Source organism: Rossellomorea sp. H136, from assembly GCF_056838065.1.
Genome location: NZ_CM166371.1, coordinates 3,413,991 through 3,434,649, shown reverse-complemented (window position 1 = coordinate 3,434,649; position 20,659 = coordinate 3,413,991). Strand labels below are relative to the sequence as shown.

At 42.6% G+C, this 20,659-nt stretch carries 15 protein-coding genes, 1 other RNA gene and 1 other annotated feature; of the genes, 14 read left to right on the top strand and 2 right to left on the bottom strand.

All coding sequences use genetic code 11. From position 1 onward, the window contains the following. The first annotated feature begins 7 nt into the window (after positions 1 to 7). Both ACYH0O_RS17630 and ACYH0O_RS17625 read left to right on the top strand, forming a co-directional pair. Positions 8 to 1,303: an ArsB/NhaD family transporter gene (locus ACYH0O_RS17630; RefSeq protein WP_149156356.1), complete on the top strand. Its 1,296-nt coding sequence runs from the start codon at positions 8 to 10 to the stop codon at positions 1,301 to 1,303. A gap of 68 nt (positions 1,304 to 1,371) precedes the next feature. Next, positions 1,372 to 2,022 (top strand): DUF421 domain-containing protein, encoded by a 651-nt coding sequence (locus ACYH0O_RS17625; RefSeq protein WP_262481738.1) that lies wholly within the window; start codon positions 1,372 to 1,374, stop codon positions 2,020 to 2,022. 63 nt (positions 2,023 to 2,085) lie between these two features. On the opposite strand, the gene spoVB is transcribed toward ACYH0O_RS17625, so the two are convergent. After that, a complete protein-coding gene (spoVB, locus tag ACYH0O_RS17620) occupies positions 2,086 to 3,636 on the bottom strand; it encodes a stage V sporulation protein B (RefSeq protein WP_482629713.1) in 1,551 nt (516 codons plus the stop codon). 125 nt (positions 3,637 to 3,761) lie between these two features. Between spoVB and ACYH0O_RS17615 the strand changes: the two genes are divergently transcribed. The 8 genes from ACYH0O_RS17615 (at position 3,762) to dtd (ending at position 14,606) form a co-directional block, all read left to right on the top strand. Further along, positions 3,762 to 4,082 (top strand): post-transcriptional regulator, encoded by a 321-nt coding sequence (locus tag ACYH0O_RS17615; protein ID WP_482629712.1) that lies wholly within the window; start codon positions 3,762 to 3,764, stop codon positions 4,080 to 4,082. A gap of 130 nt (positions 4,083 to 4,212) precedes the next feature. After that, positions 4,213 to 6,477 (top strand): protein translocase subunit SecDF, encoded by a 2,265-nt coding sequence (secDF, locus tag ACYH0O_RS17610; protein ID WP_149156360.1) that lies wholly within the window; start codon positions 4,213 to 4,215, stop codon positions 6,475 to 6,477. Positions 6,478 to 6,621: 144 nt separating this feature from the next. After that, the gene (locus ACYH0O_RS17605) at positions 6,622 to 7,506 is read left to right on the top strand and encodes a cation diffusion facilitator family transporter (RefSeq protein WP_482632605.1); all 885 of its coding nucleotides are present in this window, start codon (positions 6,622 to 6,624) and stop codon (positions 7,504 to 7,506) included. 13 nt (positions 7,507 to 7,519) lie between these two features. Then, entirely contained in the window at positions 7,520 to 7,855 is a 336-nt protein-coding gene (locus ACYH0O_RS17600) for a LapA family protein (RefSeq protein WP_149156362.1), read from the top strand. Between the two features lie 953 nt (positions 7,856 to 8,808). After that, the gene (gene recJ, locus ACYH0O_RS17595) at positions 8,809 to 11,172 is read left to right on the top strand and encodes a single-stranded-DNA-specific exonuclease RecJ (RefSeq protein ID WP_482629711.1); all 2,364 of its coding nucleotides are present in this window, start codon (positions 8,809 to 8,811) and stop codon (positions 11,170 to 11,172) included. After that, on the top strand, positions 11,163 to 11,675 hold the full coding sequence (locus ACYH0O_RS17590) for an adenine phosphoribosyltransferase (RefSeq protein WP_044339542.1): 513 nt from the start codon (positions 11,163 to 11,165) through the stop codon (positions 11,673 to 11,675). Before recJ ends, ACYH0O_RS17590 begins: the two co-directional genes overlap by 10 nt. A gap of 287 nt (positions 11,676 to 11,962) precedes the next feature. Then, positions 11,963 to 14,152, top strand: a complete 2,190-nt coding sequence (locus ACYH0O_RS17585) for a RelA/SpoT family protein (protein ID WP_482629710.1) — start codon at positions 11,963 to 11,965, stop codon at positions 14,150 to 14,152. A gap of 13 nt (positions 14,153 to 14,165) precedes the next feature. Beyond that, positions 14,166 to 14,606 carry a D-aminoacyl-tRNA deacylase gene (dtd, locus tag ACYH0O_RS17580; protein WP_482629709.1) on the top strand — a complete coding sequence of 147 codons (441 nt, stop codon included), beginning with the start codon at positions 14,166 to 14,168 and terminating at the stop codon, positions 14,604 to 14,606. A gap of 80 nt (positions 14,607 to 14,686) precedes the next feature. Here dtd and ACYH0O_RS17575 read toward each other — a convergent pair whose 3' ends face one another. Beyond that, positions 14,687 to 16,429 carry an N-acetylmuramoyl-L-alanine amidase family protein gene (locus ACYH0O_RS17575; protein ID WP_482629708.1) on the bottom strand — a complete coding sequence of 581 codons (1,743 nt, stop codon included), beginning with the start codon at positions 16,427 to 16,429 and terminating at the stop codon, positions 14,687 to 14,689. A gap of 201 nt (positions 16,430 to 16,630) precedes the next feature. Here ACYH0O_RS17575 and ACYH0O_RS17570 point away from each other — a divergent pair, with 201 nt between their 5' ends. The 4 genes from ACYH0O_RS17570 to ssrS all read left to right on the top strand — a co-directional run bounded on the left by ACYH0O_RS17570 (position 16,631) and on the right by ssrS (position 20,515). Continuing rightward, positions 16,631 to 16,807: an RNA polymerase subunit sigma-70 gene (locus tag ACYH0O_RS17570; protein ID WP_113971304.1), complete on the top strand. Its 177-nt coding sequence runs from the start codon at positions 16,631 to 16,633 to the stop codon at positions 16,805 to 16,807. A 70-nt stretch (positions 16,808 to 16,877) separates the two neighbouring features. Next, positions 16,878 to 17,107, top strand: a binding site (T-box leader). Between the two features lie 74 nt (positions 17,108 to 17,181). After that, positions 17,182 to 18,456 (top strand): histidine--tRNA ligase, encoded by a 1,275-nt coding sequence (gene hisS, locus ACYH0O_RS17565; RefSeq protein WP_482629707.1) that lies wholly within the window; start codon positions 17,182 to 17,184, stop codon positions 18,454 to 18,456. A gap of 32 nt (positions 18,457 to 18,488) precedes the next feature. Then, entirely contained in the window at positions 18,489 to 20,255 is a 1,767-nt protein-coding gene (gene aspS, locus ACYH0O_RS17560) for an aspartate--tRNA ligase (protein WP_482632604.1), read from the top strand. A gap of 70 nt (positions 20,256 to 20,325) precedes the next feature. Continuing rightward, positions 20,326 to 20,515, top strand: a non-coding RNA gene (gene ssrS, locus ACYH0O_RS17555) — 6S RNA. The last annotated feature ends 144 nt before the right edge of the window (positions 20,516 to 20,659 follow it).

Sequence of the window (20,659 nt, the reverse complement as noted above, 5' to 3'; positions counted from 1 at the left end):
TGTGACCATGTCTCCAATGATCGTGTTGATTGTGTTTGTTTCGGTATACATCCTGCTGATGACTGAGAAATGGAACCGGGTACTCGCTGCCATGGCAGGGGGTGTTGCCATGCTTTTAATTGGGGCTTTTCCCATTGAGAAGGCGTTGTTTACGTATATAGATTGGAAAACCATCACTCTGCTTTTTTCCATGATGTTAATTGTAACGTTGACGAGTAAAACGGGGTTCTTTGAGTATATTGCCATCCGGTTTGCACAATGGGTGAATGGGAATGGACTGGCTCTTCTCACCCTATTTTCCTTATTGGCGGCAATTGGCTCTGCCTTTTTGGCTAACGTAACGATTGCCATGTTATTAGTGCCAATCCTTTTTAAACTGACGAAGCTACTTGAACTTCCTCCCATTCCTTTTCTCATCATGACAATCCTTGCTTGTAATATTGGTGGGACGGCGACTTTAATTGGCGACCCGCCTAATATGATGATCGGTCAGGCGGTTAAACACTTTACGTTTAATGCATTTATTGAAAATTTATTACCCGTCGTTTTAATGGTTTATATTGTTACTTTACTCATCATGTGTGTCCTGTACAAAGAAGTCCTCTTTGTCAAGGAAGACAGGAAATTACTCCTTAAAGGAATTAAGGCAGAGGAGTATTTAAAGAAAGACAGAGGGCTCCTTCAGTCCTTGTTTGTGCTTGGATTAGTGTTGGTCGGCTTTTCTTTATATCCGATGTTTCATCTCGATGTGACGACCGTTTCCCTTGCCGGGGCTGTTCTGTTAATGCTGCTTCTCGAAAAAATTTATCCTCCGGAATCGATATTAAAAGAAGTGGAGTGGGGGACGCTGTTTTTCTTTATGGGCTTATTCCTTCTTGTGGGAGGGATCGAAGAAGCGGGCTTCATAGATGAAATCGCCCGTGAAATTTTGCGGTTAACAGATGGAGATATGAAGAAAACGGCATTCGTCATTTTGTGGGGAACCGGTATATTGTCTGCCATTGTAGATAACATTCCATTTGTAGCTGCCATGATTCCAGTCATCCAGGAATTTGGTGAATTCGGTATGGTGAATATGGATCCGTTATGGTGGTCGTTGGCTCTAGGTGCTTGTTTAGGCGGGAACGGTACATTGCTCGGTTCTTCATCTAATCTTGTGATAGCAGGACTGGCATCGAAAGAAGATGTACATATCAAGTTTTATCAATATCTTCTTATAGGTGTACCCGTGACGTTGATTTCCCTTGCTGTTTCAACGATTTATGTGTATTTCAAATATATTCAGCCATTTTTAGGTGGATAAATATTCCTCCCATTAAATTTCTCTATCTGTCGATACTACATAAGACGAATGTATGAGGGGGAAAAGTAGTGGAGGAATATTTCCTAATTATTATTCGCACTCTTTTTCTTTATTTTTTGATCATCTTTATCTTTCGAATCATGGGAAAAAGAGAGATCGGTGAACTAAGCATACTCGATTTAGTGGTCTTTATCATGATTGCCGAGATGGCTGTCATGGCCATTGAACAACCTAAGGATCCCATCATCCACACGTTGCTTCCAATGGGGGTCATTGTGATGATCCAAATCGTATTTGCATGGTTTTCCCTGCGATCTAAACCGTTTCGTGAACTGTTGGATGGTAAACCATCCGTTATCATCCATAACGGGAAAATCGACGATAAGGTGATGAAAAAACAAAGGTATAACTATGATGATTTACTCCTGCAATTAAGAGAAAAAGATATCTTCAATCTGGCAGATGTGGAGTTTGCAATCTTGGAACCTTCAGGGAAATTATCGGTATTAAAGAAAGATGATGAGGAGGAAGCATCTCAGTCCATGACTTTGCCGTTGATATTAGATGGGCAGGTCCAAACCACTCATCTGGATATGATCGGGAAAACGGTTTTCTGGTTACGAAAGGAAATGAGGGATAGAGGCTTTAAAAATATACAAGAGATTTCATTTTGTAGCTTTCAGAATGGGCAATTCTATATTGATGAAAAAAATCATTAGTCTATTTGTTAACGTTCACATAAAAACTCCTCAACATCATGTTGAGGAGTTTTTATGTGATGATTATACCGTAATAAACCGGCGGATGAATGGAACGCGCGCAAGGTCGTTTTTCACGATAAGCTTAAGGCCGATGGAGAGGAGAAGGTATACAATCGTTGAAGATATGACTCCAATTAATAAGCGGAACACGAGGCCTTCACCGCTAAATACGTATAGATACGAATAATGAGCCCATAATCCTGTAGCAATCAGTACGAAGCCGGTCTTTAAGTAATCCCTTAAGTATATCGTCATCGGGATATATTTAAGGATGGTCATGAAATGAAGCATGGTGACGAGCATAAATCCTGTTACAATCCCGAGAGCTGCCCCATTGATGCCAAAAGCGGGTTGAGAGGCAAGAATGAAGATGACCCCAGTCTTTACCACGGCACCGATTAAGCTGTTGATCATAGCGGCTCTTGCAAGGTTCAGAGCTTGGAGAACAGCTTGCAGGGGCCCTTGATAGTAATAAAATATAAAGAATGGGGCCATAATCATTAAGAAACCTGCACCACTTTCGCTTCCGTACATCACCTGCATGAGAGGCTTGGCATAGACGTAAAGGATGACGACGGATATGCCTCCTGTAATCAAGCAGAATCTTAGCGCCTGTTGAAGCCTGTGCTCTATTAATGTGAAGTTTTTTTGAGAGTTGGCTTCGCTTATGGCCGGTACAAGAGATTGAGATAATGAAAGTGTAATGAATGACGGGAGGAACAAGAGAGGTAAGGCATATCCTGTAAGGGATCCATACTGCTTTGTTGCCATTCCGGCCGCCACTCCAGCAAGGGCTAAGCTGTTGACAACGACTATCGGTTCGAAAAACCAGGCAATCGACCCAATCATTCTACTCCCGGTTGTAGGCAAGGCCACACTCATCAATTCATTAAACGTTTCACGTCCATTTCGGATCGAGGTGAAGAAATTTCGTCTAAGCTTGAACTTTTTCTTGATTTTAAAGCTGGCAAACAGGTATAGAAGAGAAGCGAGTTCTCCTAATACAGATGCCACCATGGCAGCAGCGGCTGCATATTCAATCCCATATGGAAGGAAGGTCTTCGTTAATACGGCAATTAACGTAATCCGGACCACTTGCTCAATGACCTGGGAATAAGCAGAAGGCTTCATGTTCTGTCTTCCCTGGAAATAGCCTCTGATGACAGAGGAAATTGCTACAATCGGAATGATTGGAGCGATGGCAACTAAAGGATAATAGATTCGATCATCAGTAAATAAAGCTTCGGTCAAGTACGGAGCAAGCAGAATGAGAGCCGGTGTGAAAATGATGGAAAGCCCGAGTGTGATCGATAAGGAAACCACCAATATTTTTTTGACCTTTCGGATATCTCCTCTGGATTCAGCTTCAGCCACATTTTTTGAGATGGCTACAGGAAGGCCTAGTTGAGTGATGGTGATGACAAGGATCAGGGTCGGAAAAGCCATCATAAAAAGACCGACGCCTTCTTCACCGATGAATCTTGCAACGACGATCCGGTTTACAAACCCTAAAATTCTAGTAATAAAGGCTGCCATCATTAAGATCATTGTGCCCTTAAGAAATTTTGACATAAAATTCCCTGCCTTCTCAAAATTGGTATTATCGTATACAATGATGTATATGCACAAGGGTGGACAAAGCATGACAAGTAGTGAACAATTCCGGCTATATTTAGCCCAGATGGGGTGAACGGGGAATGAAGAGTAATCAGCATCCTTATGATCGTTTCTATGAATCGTTAGAACCAGCACTAATAAGCAAAGTAGAAGAATTTGAAATTCTTGGCTATGGAAAAGCAGATATCGGCCGACTTTGGTCCTACTTAACGAAGAAGAAATGGAAGAAACCCGAAACGGATGTAAAATTCTTTCAGCTAGTAAGTGATGTGTTAACGGTTAAACCCGGTGAGTATATGAGCTTTGAAACGATTGAAGCATACAGATCTCCCAATTGGTTTGCAGATGTGAATGAAGATGAATTGAACGAACTTCTTCGTCCTAATAAGCACGGAAAATAGTCCGAAAAGAAATTGACACCTTTTTCTTTCTCATAGATAATGAGAATGCCTGAAGATTTTAGGAATTATATTACTTTTTGAAGCACATAGTTCGTATGGTTTTTAAAACGGCAAGGAGGATCTATACATAATGGTAAAGCGTGGCCGAATAATTGCCTTCTTTATACTTGTGATATTACTTGCAGGTACTATGGGAGGAACAACGAAGAGTATTGTCGATAACATTAAATTAGGATTGGACCTGCAAGGCGGATTTGAAGTTCTTTATGAAGTTCAACCGATTAAGAAGGGTCAGGAAATTACGAAAGAAACGGTGTCCAATACAGCCGATGCATTGGACAAGCGTATTAACGTATTGGGTGTCAGTGAGCCTAATATTCAAATTGAAGATGGAAACCGGATCCGTGTACAATTAGCGGGGGTGGAAGATCAAAACGAAGCAAGGGAAATCTTGTCCACTCAAGCCAACCTGTCGTTCCGCGACGTAAATGATAAAGTCCGGTTGGATGGATCGGACCTTGCATCCGGTTCTGCGAAGCAAACCTTCGATGACAAGAACAATCCAATTGTTTCCTTGAAATTAAAAGATCGTGAAAAATTCTATGAATTGACGAAGGAAATATCTGCAATGGCTCCTCAAAATCAGCTCGTGATCTGGTTGGATTTCGAGGAGGGAAAAGATTCTTATCAAGCTGAAGTGGGAAAAGAAGATCCGAAATTCTTGTCGGATCCCGCTGTAAGACAGCCGATCAACTCTGATGAAGTCATCATTGAAGGGAATTTCACCGTAGAGCGAGCTCAGAATCTTGCTTCCTTATTGAATGCAGGAGCACTACCTGTAAAGCTGGATGAAAAATATTCAACTTCAGTCGGGGCAAAGTTCGGTCAGCAGGCTCTTGATAAAACAGTTACGGCAGGTATCATCGGGATTGCGATCATCTTCTTATTTATGATTGCGTATTACCGTTTCCCGGGCCTGATTGCTACGATTACACTTTCAGTTTATATCTACTTAATTCTATTGATTTTCGATTTAATGAATGGGGTCCTCACACTCCCTGGAATTGCAGCACTCATCCTTGGGGTCGGAATGGCCGTCGATGCCAACATCATCACCTATGAACGGATCAAAGAAGAAATGCGCGTTGGAAAGCCTATTCGTTCAGCCTTTCAAGCGGGTAATAAATCTTCGTTCTTAACGATATTGGATGCTAACGTAACAACGATCCTTGCAGCAACGGTTCTTTTCTTATATGGAACAAGCTCTGTAAAAGGATTTGCAACAATGCTGATTGTCAGTATCCTTACAAGCTTCGTTACAGCAGTATGGGGTTCACGTCTATTGCTTGGACTGTGGGTAAACAGCCGCTTCTTTAATAAAAAACCAGGCTGGTTCGGCGTGAACAAAAACGAAATCAAAGACCTGGCGGAAAATTACGATACGCTGGATCTGCCAACTCGTTTCGATCGCTTTGATTTTGCTGCACAACGCAAAAAATTCTTCGGATTATCAGCTATTCTGATCACGGCGGGGATCATCATCCTGGCTATATTCAGATTGAATTTAGGGATCGACTTCGTGAGTGGTTCACGTATGGAAATCCTTGCTGATCAAAGCTTAAAGACAGAAGAAATCCAAGACGAATTGAAAGAAATGAAATTGCCTTCTGAAGATGTAGTGATTTCAGGGGACGATGGAAATATCGCCGTCGTTCGCTATACGGAAGATTTAAACAAAGATGAGATCGCCGCATTAAAGGACCGATTTAACGAACTGTACGGAGCGGAACCAAGCATCAGCACCGTTTCACCAGTTATCGGGAAAGAGCTTGCTAAAAATGCGATGATCGCTGTAGCGATCGCATCGATCGGGATTGTCATCTATGTGACATTCCGCTTTGAATGGAGAATGGCAGCTGGTGCGATCCTTGCACTCCTGCATGATGCATTCTTTATCATTGCATTCTTCAGTTTAACAAGACTCGAGGTAGATCTTACATTTATCGCAGCTGTCTTAACCATTGTCGGTTACTCGATAAATGATACGATCGTTACCTTTGACCGGCTTAGGGAAAACCTTCATAAGAAGCGTAGGCTGAAAACGGATAAAGATATAGAAGATGTCGTGAACCAAAGTATCAGACAAACGATGGGGCGTTCCGTGAATACCGTATTAACGGTGGTGTTTACAGTTCTAGCTCTCATGATCTTTGGTAGTGAGTCCATCCGTAACTTCTCCATTGCCTTACTAGTCGGGTTGATTTCAGGTACGTATTCTTCTGTATTCATTGCCTCTCAAGTTTGGCTGGTGTTGAAGAAGAAAGAACTGAAGAAAACAGGTACGATCAAAACCGTGAAAGAAAAGAAGACGTGGTCAGACGAACCGCAAGTATAAGAGTATGAATGGGTCCGGGGAGAGCTTCTCCCCGGACCTGTCTTTTTTGTTTTTTTACGGTATTGGGTTACAATACTAATAGTTGAAAGGAGGCGACACCGCTTGAATCATGAAGACCGTTTTAGGAAAGCTGAAATAGCTGCAATGATTGGTGTTGTAGGGAATATTGTACTGGCGGTTATTAAGTGGGGAGCCGGTATATTAGGAAATAGTAGAGCGTTGATCGCAGATGCCGTTCACTCTGCCTCCGATGTTGCAGGGTCTCTCGCCGTCTTTATCGGATTACGTGCAGCTAAGCAGCCTCCTGATCAGGATCATCCATATGGCCACGGGAAGGCCGAGTCCATAGCAGCAATCATTGTGGCAGTCTTATTGTTCTTAGTCGGGATTGAGATTGGAAAATCGTCCATAGAATCTTTCTTTCATCCTTTAACACCTCCAACAGCGATCGCTATCTATGCCGTCATCTTTTCCATTATTGTGAAGGAAGCGATGTTTCAATACAAATATCGATTGGGTAAAAGAATAAAGAGTGATGCTTTGATCGTCAATGCATATGAGCATCGTTCAGATGTCTTTTCATCCATTGCCGCACTTGTCGGGATTTCCGCATCCATCCTCGGAGGGAAATTCGATATTGGCTTTCTTGTATACGCAGATCCGGTAGCCGGTATCTTTGTTTCGCTCCTTGTCCTCAGGATGGCCTGGCACTTGGGAGCTGAATCCATACATAATACGCTGGATCACGTAATGCACGAGGAGGATATCGTACCCTTTCGTAAAATAGTGGACTCTGTACCTGAAGTGAAGGAAATCAATGAACTCCATGCCAGGGAACATGGGCATTACGTTATCATTGATTTGAAAATCAGTGTGGATCCTGATATGACTGTCGAGGATGGTCATCGCGTCGGCAAGCAGGTAAAGAAAAAACTGCTTGAAGAATCCAATGTGAATGATGTGTTCATTCATATTAATCCGTACAATCCGGCTTCTGAAGAAAGGGATGAACAAATAGACTTATCCTAAGGAGGGGAATTCGATGAAATTTCAGTGGACATTATTATTAGGTATTTTCTTTGCATTGGTTGTTTCCGTTTTCGCTGTCATCAATGTAGATCCTGTCACCGTCAATTATTTCTTTGGTGAAGCTGATTGGCCTCTTATTTTAGTCATACTTGGATCTGTATTCATGGGGGGAATCATTATCGGGTCGGTTGGACTATTTCGATTATTCGTCGTCCAACGAAAAGTAAAGGCTTTAGAGAAAGAAAATTTACTTTTAAAAGAACAGGCTGAAGGTATGCATAAAGAAAAGGCCGAAAAAGTCCCTTTGAAAAAGAGTGCTCCCGGCTCAGTTGGGGAAACAGGGGAGTAAACAGCTTGGTGGGTATCCACCAGGCTGTTTTTTTATTAAGGCTCTTTTCGCAAAGATTGTTGTTTTCTAATATAGAATCTGCGAGGGCTCTGTCAACCAGTTTATGCTGGATGGTGAGGGGAACTGCTCCGCTTGCAGCTAGCGTTCGGCCGAGCCTCCTCAGCTTCGCTTCCGGGGTCTCGGCACGCCCGTACTTCCGCAGGAGTCTGCGCAGTTCCCCTCACCATCTAAAACAGAATTTTCATGACAGAGCTTCAAGGTGTGCAAGAAAACAATATAACTAGAAAAAAATAATTCTTCTTCCTTAGAGGAAAATCAATCTCTACTTATCTTAAATGAGATTGTTTGCTAAAATTCTTGTTTTTATTGTTTTCCATTAAGGATACATGCTCAGAAAGTTGGTTCTCGCTGCAGGATGCTCGACTCCTGCGGGAATAGCTGGACAGTACGAAAAGTGGAGGGGCTTTGCCCAGGGGCGACAAGCATAAGGCGAGTCTGCTGGAAAGGCGCACTTTGCCTTTTTGGCAGACTTGGCTTATGACCTCGAGCCCCTAAGCCCCGTAGCTGGACAGGTGAGACCCCGGAGGCTCACCGCCAGCCCCGCGGAAAGCGAGCATCCTGTAGCGGAAATCAACTATTACTTTCACCCTCTACAATAAGCAACAAACTTTTCGAAAAGAGCCTTTATTAAAAGGAATCACTCTTATGGGACTGGAATCCAACTCCGGTTGCTAGCCACTTTTGTTAAAAATTGTTTTTCGAATATCGATCGGATTTTCAACTGAAACGGCCGGAATATGACAGGCAGCGGCTGGATATTAAACAGAAGTTTAAAGGAAATGCATTCATTTGGTGGGACTTCCTAAGCAGCCTTTTCTTTTGTAGCACTCATCTAATAAGATTGAAACCACACCCTCCTTTTTGTATAATGAGTAAGGCTGAGGGGTGAACGTATGTTAAACTCAAAAACACGTTGGATGATGACAGAATCAGATCAACATAAAATATCAGAACTGGCAAATGAATTAAAAGTACCTTCGCTTGTGGCGAAACTATTAATCAACCGGGACTTGGACGACGTAGAAGAAGCCCGGAATTTTCTATTTGATACAGGCGATTCATTTCACGATCCATATCTTTTTGAAGATATGAAGAAAGCAACGGAAAGAATCCATAAAGCCATTGAAAACGGGGAAAGGATTCTTGTTTATGGCGATTACGATGCTGATGGTGTAAGTAGTACGTCAGTATTGATGACAGTATTAAGGGACCTTGGAGCAGAGGTCGAATTCTATATCCCAAACCGGTTCAGCGAAGGATATGGCCCTAATGAAGGTGCCTTTCGCTGGGCAAAGGAAGAAGAATTCACGCTCATTATAACGGTAGATACGGGAATATCCGCTGTGAACGAAGCAAAATTGGCAGAAGAACTGGAAATCGATTTGATCATAACAGATCACCATGAGCCCGGACCGGAATTACCTCCGGCTTTTGCCTTGATTCATCCAAAGGTCGAAGGGACCACCTATCCTTTTGGAGAACTGGCAGGAGTAGGGGTGGCATTCAAACTGGCTCATGCCCTATACGGCGAACTGCCTGTCCACCTGCTTGATCTTGCAGCGATTGGGACCATCGCCGATTTAGTACCGTTAAGAGGAGAAAATCGCCTTCTGGCCAAGCGTGGGATTGCCCAGCTACGGGTTTCAAACCGATTGGGAATAAAAGCATTATGCAGGATTGCCAATGCCCACCAACAAGAAATTACGGAAGAATCTATTGGATTCATGATTGCACCCAGAATAAATGCTGTCGGCCGGTTAGGGGATGCAGACCCTGCTGTCGATCTTATGCTCACAGAAGATGCTGAGGAAGCAAAGGCCCTGGCTGAAGAAATTGACAGCTTGAATAAAGAAAGACAGGCGATCGTGTCTCAAATGACCGAAGAAGCGGTTGAAATGGTGGAGAATGATTTTCCTCTATACGATAACTCTGTACTTGTAATCGGGAAAGAAGGCTGGAACCCTGGAGTAGTCGGAATTGTAGCTTCACGCTTAGTGGACAAGTTTTACCGTCCGACCATCGTACTCAGCTTTGACTCTGAAAAAGGAACCGCAAAGGGATCCGCAAGAAGTATCGCAGGGTTTGATTTGTTCAAGAATTTATCAACCTGCCGTGACATTCTGCCTCATTTTGGGGGACATCCGATGGCTGCTGGTATGACCTTACAGTTAGACGATGTAGCCCAGTTCAGAAACCGATTAAATGAGTTGGCTTCGACTGAATTAAAGGAAGATGACTTTATTCCAGTTACACAGCTTGATGCTTCTGTTACAGTGGACGAAATCTCCGTAGAGTCGATTGAAAAGCTTCAGCTTCTGGCACCTTTTGGGATGCATAATCCAAAACCGAAGTGGATCATAGACAATGTAAGCATCGAACACTATAAAAAAATCGGATCTGCACAAAATCATTTGAAACTGGTCTTAGCAGACAAGGGCGTACAATTGGACGGTGTCGGTTTTGGATTGGGAGAACTGGCCGATCATATGACACCATTTTCGAATGCATCTGTTATAGGTGAATTATCGATTAATGAATGGAATAATCGCAAGAAGCCTCAGGTGTTTTTACAAGATGTGAAAATTGACCATTGGCAATTATTTGATGTCCGCGGGATTAAACAAGTGCATAAATGGAATGGGCTTATCCCTGATGAAAATAAAATAATTATTTGTTTTAATCCGGCTACTTTAGAAAAGCTGAGTCTGGGAAAAGATGAAGTGATGCTACTTGAGGATGGTTCTTCACTTGAAGGACTTGCAACCGATAAGGCAAGCCTGGTTCTTCTGGATCTGCCTGCTTCCAAACCAATACTTGAAGAGCTCTTGAAGAAAGGTCAACCTCACCGGATCTATGCCCATTTCTTCCAGGAAGAAGATCATTTTTTCAGTACGATGCCAACACGTGAGCATTTCAAATGGTACTATGGATTTTTAACGAAGCGTGGATCATTTGATTTAAATAATCACGGTGACGACCTGGCTAAGTACAAAGGCTGGTCAAAAGAAACAATAGATTTCATGTCACAGGTGTTTTTTGATTTGAAGTTTGTTACAATAGTGAATGGATTTATTTCTCTCAATCCTGAGAAAACCAAGAAAGATCTTTCTGAATCTCTAACATATCAGAAGAAACAACAACAATACGAGCTTGAAAACGAATTGTTATATTCTTCCTATCAAGAGTTGAAGACTTGGTTTAATGAAAGGATAGAAGAGTCTGTTACAATTGAGGAGGAAGTAAAAGCATGGACTTAAAACAATATGTTACAATCGTTGAGGATTGGCCTAAAGAAGGAATTAAGTTTAAAGACATCACTACATTAATGGATAATGGTGATGCATATAGATACGCGACAGATCAAATCGTAGAGTATGCAAAAGAGAAACAAATCGACCTGGTTGTGGGACCAGAAGCACGAGGGTTCATTATTGGATGCCCAGTGGCGTATGCATTGGGAGTGGGTTTTGCTCCTGTGCGTAAACCTGGTAAGTTACCGCGTGAAACCATTCAAAAAGAATACGGATTAGAGTATGGTAAAGACGCTCTGACGATTCATAAAGATGCAATCAAACCTGGACAACGAGTTCTTATCACGGACGACCTGCTTGCAACTGGCGGGACGATCGAAGCTACCATCAAGCTTGTAGAAGAATTAGGTGGAATTGTGGCTGGTACAGCATTCTTAATCGAATTAACGTACCTGGATGGGCGCGACAAGCTTGACAACTATGATATCCTTACATTAATGCAATACTAATATTGTTTATCAATTCTCATACACGTATATACTATGTGATATACTGTTAACTTAAGGGACTGACATCAGGATTTGAATGTCAGCCCTTATTTTTTATTTGGAAGGGTCAATCGATGGTTGATGTGGATAATGCGGATTTTTTCGTCGACAATTATCGACGAAAATAGATGTTATCTGAGAATTTTCCACTAACCCCTTTACATAACCCTTTTTTTTTTTGATAATAGTAACAATCATTAAAATCGAACACTAGTGAAATATAATAAAATACAAAGGTGATTTTGATCATGGCTAAAGATCAAGTACTAACCCCGGAACAGGTTATTGATAAAACAAGAGAATACTTAAACGATGAGCATGTAGGTATGGTCCAGAAAGCCTATGAGTATGCAAGGGATGCCCATAGTGAGCAGTACCGTAAGTCTGGTGAACCCTATATCATTCATCCCATCCAGGTAGCGGGAATACTCGCGGATCTGGAAATGGATCCGGCAACCGTCGCTGCCGGTTTTCTTCATGATGTAGTGGAGGATACCGGTGTTTCTCTTGGAGAAATTGAGGAAGCATTCAATGCCGAAGTGGCCATGCTTGTAGATGGAGTCACAAAGCTTGGAAAGATTAAATACAAGTCACAGGAAGAGCAGCAGGCTGAAAATCACCGGAAAATGTTTGTGGCGATGGCTCAGGATATCCGTGTCATTCTGATTAAATTGGCAGACCGTCTGCATAATATGAGAACGTTGAAACATCTGCCACAGGAGAAGCAGCGAAGAATTGCAAATGAAACACTGGAAATCTTTGCTCCTTTGGCACATCGTTTAGGGATTTCGAAGATTAAGTGGGAATTAGAGGATACGTCGCTCCGATATTTAAATCCTCAACAGTATTATCGTATTGTCAACCTAATGAAGAAAAAGCGTGCGGAGCGTGAAGAGTATTTAGAGGACGTTGTAAATGAGGTAAAGGAAAAGTTAGGCGACGTGAAAATCACAGCAGAAATCTCTGGCCGTCCTAAACATATTTACAGCATTTACCGCAAAATGGCTCTTCAAAACAAGCAGTTTAATGAAATATATGACCTATTGGCAGTGCGTGTAGTAGTAGATAGCATTAAGGATTGCTATGCCGTTCTGGGAATCGTCCACACGTGTTGGAAGCCAATGCCTGGCAGGTTCAAAGATTATATTGCCATGCCTAAGCCGAATATGTATCAATCTCTTCATACAACTGTCATCGGTCCTAAAGGGGATCCTCTTGAAGTGCAAATCAGAACGCTTGAAATGCACCAAATCGCTGAGTACGGAGTGGCGGCACACTGGGCATATAAAGAAGGTAAAGAAGCGAACGAAACGGTTACCTTCGAGAAGAAGCTTTCATGGTTCAGGGAAATATTAGAGTTCCAAAACGAATCTGCCAATGCGGAAGAGTTCATGGAGTCTCTTAAGATTGATCTCTTCTCTGATATGGTCTTTGTGTTCACACCTAAAGGAGATGTACTGGAACTGCCATCGGGATCTGTTCCGATTGACTTTTCTTATCGTATCCACTCAGAGATCGGTAATAAAACGATCGGCGCCAAGGTAAACGGTAAGATGGTCACTCTTGACTATAAGTTGAAAACGGGGGATATCATTGAAATTCTCACGTCCAAGCATTCTTACGGCCCCAGTCAGGATTGGCTTAAGCTTGCGCAAACATCCCAAGCGAAGAATAAGATCAAGCAATTCTTCAAAAAGCAGCGAAGAGAAGAAAATATTGAAAAAGGCCGGGATTTAGTAGAAAAAGAAATCAAGAATCAAGATTTCGATGTGAAAGAAATCCTTACTCCTGAAAATATTAAACGTGTATCTGAAAAGTTTAACTTCTCAAACGAAGAAGATATGTATGCAGCCGTTGGCTATAACGGGATTACGGCGGCTCAAATCGCCAATCGCTTAACCGAGAAAGACCGGAAGAAACGTGAACAGGAAGACAGCCTGGAAGAAACAATGAAGGAATTGAATGCCCAACCAGCCAAGCGTAAAAAAGATGCCGGTGTCCAGGTAGAGGGCATTGACAATCTTCTTATCCGCTTGTCCCGTTGCTGCAGCCCTGTTCCCGGGGATGAGATCGTAGGATTTATCACGAAAGGACGTGGGGTTTCTGTGCATCGTGCCGACTGTACAAACGTAATGGCGGATGAAGTAGAGCAGCGGCTCATTCCAGTGTCATGGGAAAGTGATAGAAATGACCGTAAAGAATACAATGTGGATATTGAAATCTCCGGTTACGATCGCAGAGGCCTTTTAAATGAAGTGCTTCAGGCGGTAAACGAGACGAAGACGAATATATCGGCAGTAAGTGGAAAATCCGATCGAAATAAAGTGGCAACCATTAACATGTCGATTTCGATTCACAATATATCCCACTTACACAAAGTCGTGGAAAGAATTAAACAAATTTCAGATATTTATGCTGTAAGAAGAATCATGAACTAAAGGAGATTTCTTTATGAAGGTTGTACTGCAAAGAAGTAAAGAAGCCTCCGTCACTGTTGATGGAGAAGTAAAGGGGGCCATTCGTTCAGGTACTGTATTGCTTGTGGGGATCACCCATGAAGATACGGAAGAAGATGCTCGTTATGTTGCAGACAAAGTAGTGAACCTGCGTATTTTTGAAGACGAAGAAGGGAAGATGAATCATTCTTTACTGGATGTAGAAGGGGAAATTCTCTCCATCTCTCAATTCACTCTTTACGGGGACTCTCGTAAGGGAAGAAGGCCAAACTTCATGAGTGCAGCAAAGCCCGATCACGCAAAGTCTGTTTACGACTACTTTAATAAGGTATTAAAAGAAAAAAATATAAAAGTGGAAACGGGCGTATTTGGAGCCATGATGGACGTGAATTTAACAAATGATGGTCCTGTTACGTTAATAATAGAAAGTAAATAAAGAAAAGCTGATCCTGCAATTAATCCAGGATCAGCTTTTCTTATTTTACTTATATAGCTTGTTCTCTGCGATGCGCAGCATCAGTCGGAAAAATAATCACCTAATCCATGATAGATAGCCGTTGCCGCCAGGTCTTGAAAATACTGTGTATTGACATTGGCTTCCTCTGCTGGATTACTTAAGAATCCCAGCTCCAAAAGGACAGCCGGCTGATTATTTTCACGTACAACGTGATAATCTCCTACTCGTACACCGCGGTCTTTCGTCGGTAACCTATCTGCCAGACTTCCATGAATTTCATCTGCTAGTTCTTTCTGGTGACCTTGATAATAGTAGGTAGTATGCCCGACGATAGAGGAATCAAGAATGCTGTCAAAATGGAGGCTGATAAAGGCATCGGCCTGATAATAATGAGATAATGATACCCTTGATGGTAATGAAAGATATTCATCGTTTTTCCTTGTTAAGACCACTTTGGCTCCAGCGCTCTTTAGCTTTTCGGCAAGGAGTTCCCCGGTTCTCATGGTAAGGAGCTTTTCCAATGTCCCACTTGCTCCGGTCGTTCCACTGTCTCTGCCTCCATGCCCCGGATCAATCACCACGACTTTATCTTGTAAGCCGCCGCTCCGCTTGCGTGAAGGAGTGGTGTTTTCCCCGGTGCTGGATCGGATGGATACCACCCAGCCGGCAACAAAGCCTGCACTGCCGTCCTCTAATTCAATCTCATACCAATCTCCGTTTTTACCAATAACGGGGAAGGTGTCACCACTGGATCCCCGTTCAATGACGCTTGCACGGGCGTTTGCTTCACTTCTGATGTTGGTACCATTGTATAGGACTGTGACGTTTTCATTTTCTGAAGATGGTTCACTCTCATGAGCAGAGGCAGTAACGGTTTTTTGGACATACCAACCGGCAATCCAGCCTTTTTTCCCATTTGAGAGCTTAATCTGATACCAATTGTTTTTCTCTTTTAATAAGGAATATTTCTCACCTTTTGAGACCTTTCCAACGACGTTCCCGTTCAAAGAGGTTTCATCACGGACATTTAAACCGTGAACCGTAATGATTCCAATAAGATCTGTGGACGAGGAGGAGGGCTCCTCTTCATTAGTGCTCGAAGAGAATTCTACATATGCATCGTTCACCCATGCCTTGTCGGTGCCAAATTGAATCTCGTACCACCCGCTGACACTTCCTGTTACATCTACGTGATCTCCCTTATTTAATATTCCCAGGACGGAACTTTGAAGAGAAGGGGAGGTTCGAACATTAAGGGAGTTGTCGGTGATGATCCCTTGTTTATTTTCCTTCTTTTTCGATGGGGAAGAAGTTGTGTTGTTTTCCGACACGTATTCCTCATGCACCCAGCCGCTACCTTTTCCCCATTCGATGAACAGCCAGTCACCCTCTTCGTCGGAAACGGATACTCTATCACCCGTGTTTAAAACCGTCACGACTCCTTCAGAGGTGCCGGGCCCTTTTCTGACGCGTAGCCCATCGGTGTTCACCCGTGCTTCCTGTTTTGGAGAAACATCGGAAGCTGCAGATTCTACTGAGACAAGCCATTCTGCCACCCAGCCCTCTCCACTACCGGTCCTGACCTTATACCATTCATTTTGTGTGTCTACTATACTGTACTCTTCCCCTCTATGTACCTTCGTCAGAACCGGGTAACTGAGTCCTGGCCCCGTACGGACATTCAGTGTCGGAACACTGATCGTGGCCGTGCCTGTTTCTGCATGTGCATAATTAGCTTCGAGTGGCTGAAAAGGAATGATCATGAGCACAATCAGTATCGATGCAATTATTTTCTTAATCATCTTCACCTCCTGTTAGAAATACAAACACCCATAGTAATATCGGATCTTTTCACTTAGATATTGATCAATATTTCGACGATTTATCGAAAAAATCCCTTATGGGTTTAATACGATAAAAAAAATTAAATTCCTCTAAAACGAAATAAAAATAGGTAATTGGAAATGATAGAGTTAAGGATTGTTTTGAAAGGATGAAGGAATTTGAGGTCAAGTGAAAAAGGGTTTATGAATGCAAATGGTGATAACCAGCTATTCGGTGTGGATTTTCATCAGTTTCTAGAACGTGAGAAAGATGCCTTAAACGTGGAACTTGCTTCCGAGTTCGGGTTATCGTTGAAAGAAGTAAAGCTTCTGAAAAAGAAAATGGAAAGATCCTAACGAAATTTTCTTTAACCTCTTGACATGAACTAACGGCATCCGTATCATTATAGAAATAAAATAACATTTACAAAAACCGTTGATCGAGCATAGTAGCTGATACCCGCGTGTAAAGAGAGGAAATGCCTTGGCTGAGAGCATTTCTACAATGTGACTTAGTGAATGAACACTCAGGAGGTTTCTCTCTGAAAAAGTTTCTTTAGTAGGAGATGAACGTACCAGGCGTTAACTGGCTAAGTGGAGGTCTTTATAGACTTCAATTAGGGTGGCACCACGGGAATAACAGCTCTCGTCCCTTGTATGATATACAAGGGACTGAGGGCTTTTTTTATTTACATAAATATCAATGTGCTATATAAAAGGAGGAAATCAACTTGTCCATTCAGATTCCAAGAGGTACACAGGACATTCTACCAGGTGAAGTAGAAAAATGGCAGTATGTAGAGGAAGTGGCGAAGAATCTTTGCCACGCCTATCAGTATAAAGAAATCCGCACACCTATCTTTGAGGCGAGCGAGTTGTTTACCAGAGGCGTAGGGGATACGACGGATATCGTTCAAAAAGAAATGTATATGTTTGAAGATCGCGGAGGCAGAAGCTTGGCACTCCGACCTGAAGGAACCGCTTCTGTAGTTCGCTCCTTTGTAGGAAATAAGATGTTCGGGTATCCAAATCAGCCAACAAAGCTCTTTTACTCCGGGCCGATGTTCAGGTACGAAAGACCACAAGCCGGCCGCTACCGCCAATTTGTCCAGTTCGGTGTTGAAGCATTGGGAAGTGAAGACCCGGCGATTGATGCAGAAGTGATTTCATTAGCAATGGGAATTTATAAGAAACTAGGACTTACTCAATTAAAGTTAATCATTAATAGTCTTGGTGATGCGGGTAGTCGAAACGCTCACAGAGAAGCGCTGATCAATCACTTCAAACCAAGAATTGATGAATTCTGCGGAGATTGTCAGAATCGTTTAGAGAAGAATCCATTACGCATTCTCGATTGTAAAAAAGACCGTGACCATGAATTAATGTCTACAGCACCCTCGATTCTCGAGTACTTAAACAGCGAATCGAAAGCCTATTTTGAAAAAGTCCAAACGCACTTAACGGGGATGGATGTGGAATTTGTAGTCGATCCAACTCTTGTTCGCGGCCTTGATTATTATAATCACACAGCTTTTGAAATCATGAGTGACGCAGAAGGATTTGGAGCCATCACGACCCTTTGTGGTGGAGGACGTTACAATGGGTTGGTGGAAATGATCGGTGGTCCGGAGACTCCAGGAATCGGTTTTGCCTTTAGTATTGAAAGACTACTTTCCGCACTCGAAGCTGAAAATGTTGAACTTCCAATTGAGCAAGGCGTCGATTGTTTTATCGTTTCGCTGGGAGAAGAAGCGAAGGATTATGCAGTTAAGCTTCTTCACAATTTAAGGCAGGTGGGAATTTCTTCAGAAAAGGATTACCTGGATCGTAAGGTGAAAGGTCAATTTAAAGCAGCGGACCGTTATGAAGCGAAATATGTAGCCGTCATTGGCGACAATGAATTACAGGAAAATAAAATCAACCTGAAAAATATGTCTACTGGTGAGCAGGAAGAAATATTTCTTGATCGTTTTGTAGAGAATGTGAAAAGCAAACTTGGTAAATAGAACCCGTTGATTTTAACAAGGAGGAGAACATGATGACAAAAAGAACAGCGTATTGCGGAGATATCACAGAATCATACATCGGTGAAAAAATTACGATTAAAGGCTGGGTACAAAAGAGAAGGGACTTAGGTGGGTTAATCTTCATCGACCTTCGTGACAGAGAAGGAATCGTACAAGTCGTCTTTAATCCGGATTTATCCGGAGAAGCCCTCGCCCTTGCGGAAAAAATTCGTAATGAGTATGTACTTAGTGTGACAGGTACTGTCGTAGCAAGAGGAGAAGGAACGGTCAACCCTAACCTGAAAACGGGGAAAGTGGAAATTCATGTAGAAGAGGTTCAAATCATAAATGAAGCGAAGACCCCTCCTTTCATGATTGATGATCAGATGGAAGTGTCTGATGATGTCCGTTTGAAATATCGTTACGTAGATCTTCGCCGCCCAGCGATGATGGAAACGTTGAGAATGCGTCATAATGTTACTACATCTTTCCGTAACTTTTTAAACGAAAACGGATTTCTGGATGTGGAAACACCGATCTTAACAAAGAGTACGCCTGAAGGTGCACGTGACTACTTAGTGCCGAGCCGTGTTCACCAAGGTGAATTTTACGCGCTGCCACAATCACCGCAAATCTTCAAGCAATTGCTGATGGTATCCGGTTTCGACCGCTATTACCAAATTGCCCGCTGTTTCCGTGACGAAGATCTTCGAGCAGATCGTCAGCCGGAATTCACTCAGATTGATATGGAAATGAGTTTTATGGATACAGAACAGATCATTTCTCTTGTAGAAGACATGATGAAAAAGCTGATGACTGATGTGAAAGACCTGAATGTTCAATTACCATTCCAAAGAATGACGTATGATGATGCCATGAGTCGTTACGGTTCAGACAAACCGGATACACGTTTTGGATTGGAATTGATTGACGTATCGGAAATTGTGAAGGAATCCGGATTTAAAGTATTCGCAGGCGCTGTAGCAAGCGGTGGTCAGGTGAAACTGATTAACGTAAAAGGTGGTGCTTCCCAGTATTCCCGTAAAGACATCGATGGGTTGACAGAGTTTGTTGCACGTTTCGGGGCAAAAGGGCTTGCCTGGTTAAAGGTAGAAGAAGAAGGCTTAAAAGGACCTATTTCCAAATTTGTGACAGAAGAGGATGCTTCGCAAATCTCTGCTTCTGCGAATGCAGAATCGGGAGACCTATTGCTATTCGTGGCTGATAAAAAATCAGTAGTGGCAGATGCACTGGGAGCCCTTCGTCTGAAATTAGGAAAAGAATTAAAACTGATTGATGAAACAAAATTCAATTTCCTATGGGTTACCGACTGGCCATTGCTTGAGTTTGATGAAGGGGAGAACCGTTATTATGCTGCCCACCATCCATTCACGATGCCAGTGAGAGAAGACCTGGAACGTTTCGAGACAGATCCTTCCTCGGTCCGTGCCGAAGCATATGACCTTGTATTGAATGGATACGAGCTTGGAGGGGGATCTCTTCGAATTTATGAGCGTGATATTCAAGAAAAGATGTTTAAAGTACTTGGTTTCTCAAAAGAAGAAGCAGAAAAGCAGTTTGGGTTCCTATTGGAAGCCTTTGAATATGGAACACCTCCACATGGCGGAATCGCCCTTGGTCTGGACCGTTTAGTGATGCTCCTTGCAAGACGCACAAATCTCCGTGATACCATCGCGTTCCCTAAAACGGCAAGTGCAAGCTGTGTATTGACGGATGCTCCAGGTGAAGTGAGTGAAGCTCAATTAAAAGAGCTATCCTTGTCGCTGGATGTAGAATAATGTAAATAAGTTCCGGGGGGCATTCGTTGAAATCATCAAGGTGATATGATATTATTTAAACAATCACAAACGAGTCCTGATGTGTGCGACGTTTTTACCTAACAGTTTTGACCGAACAATTCAAACTTTGGGAGCTTGACGTTTCTGCTAGGCGTTCACGCCCCGTGCCGGGGACTAACAAATAGTGGAATAAAGCACCCACCTGCCGAGAGCGGGTTCAAAACGAAGGAAATGATGGCGACGGCACGATTGGGACTCGACCAAACATGATTTTTAAGAAGATCCTATAGAATGAAGAGTCAGGCTGAAAGTGGCCTGGCTTTTTTTGTTGGGACTAAACCTCTTCTTAATAGGGTAAACAATGGGGGAGGACAACATTTCATATTGATTTTCGGTCCTGTATC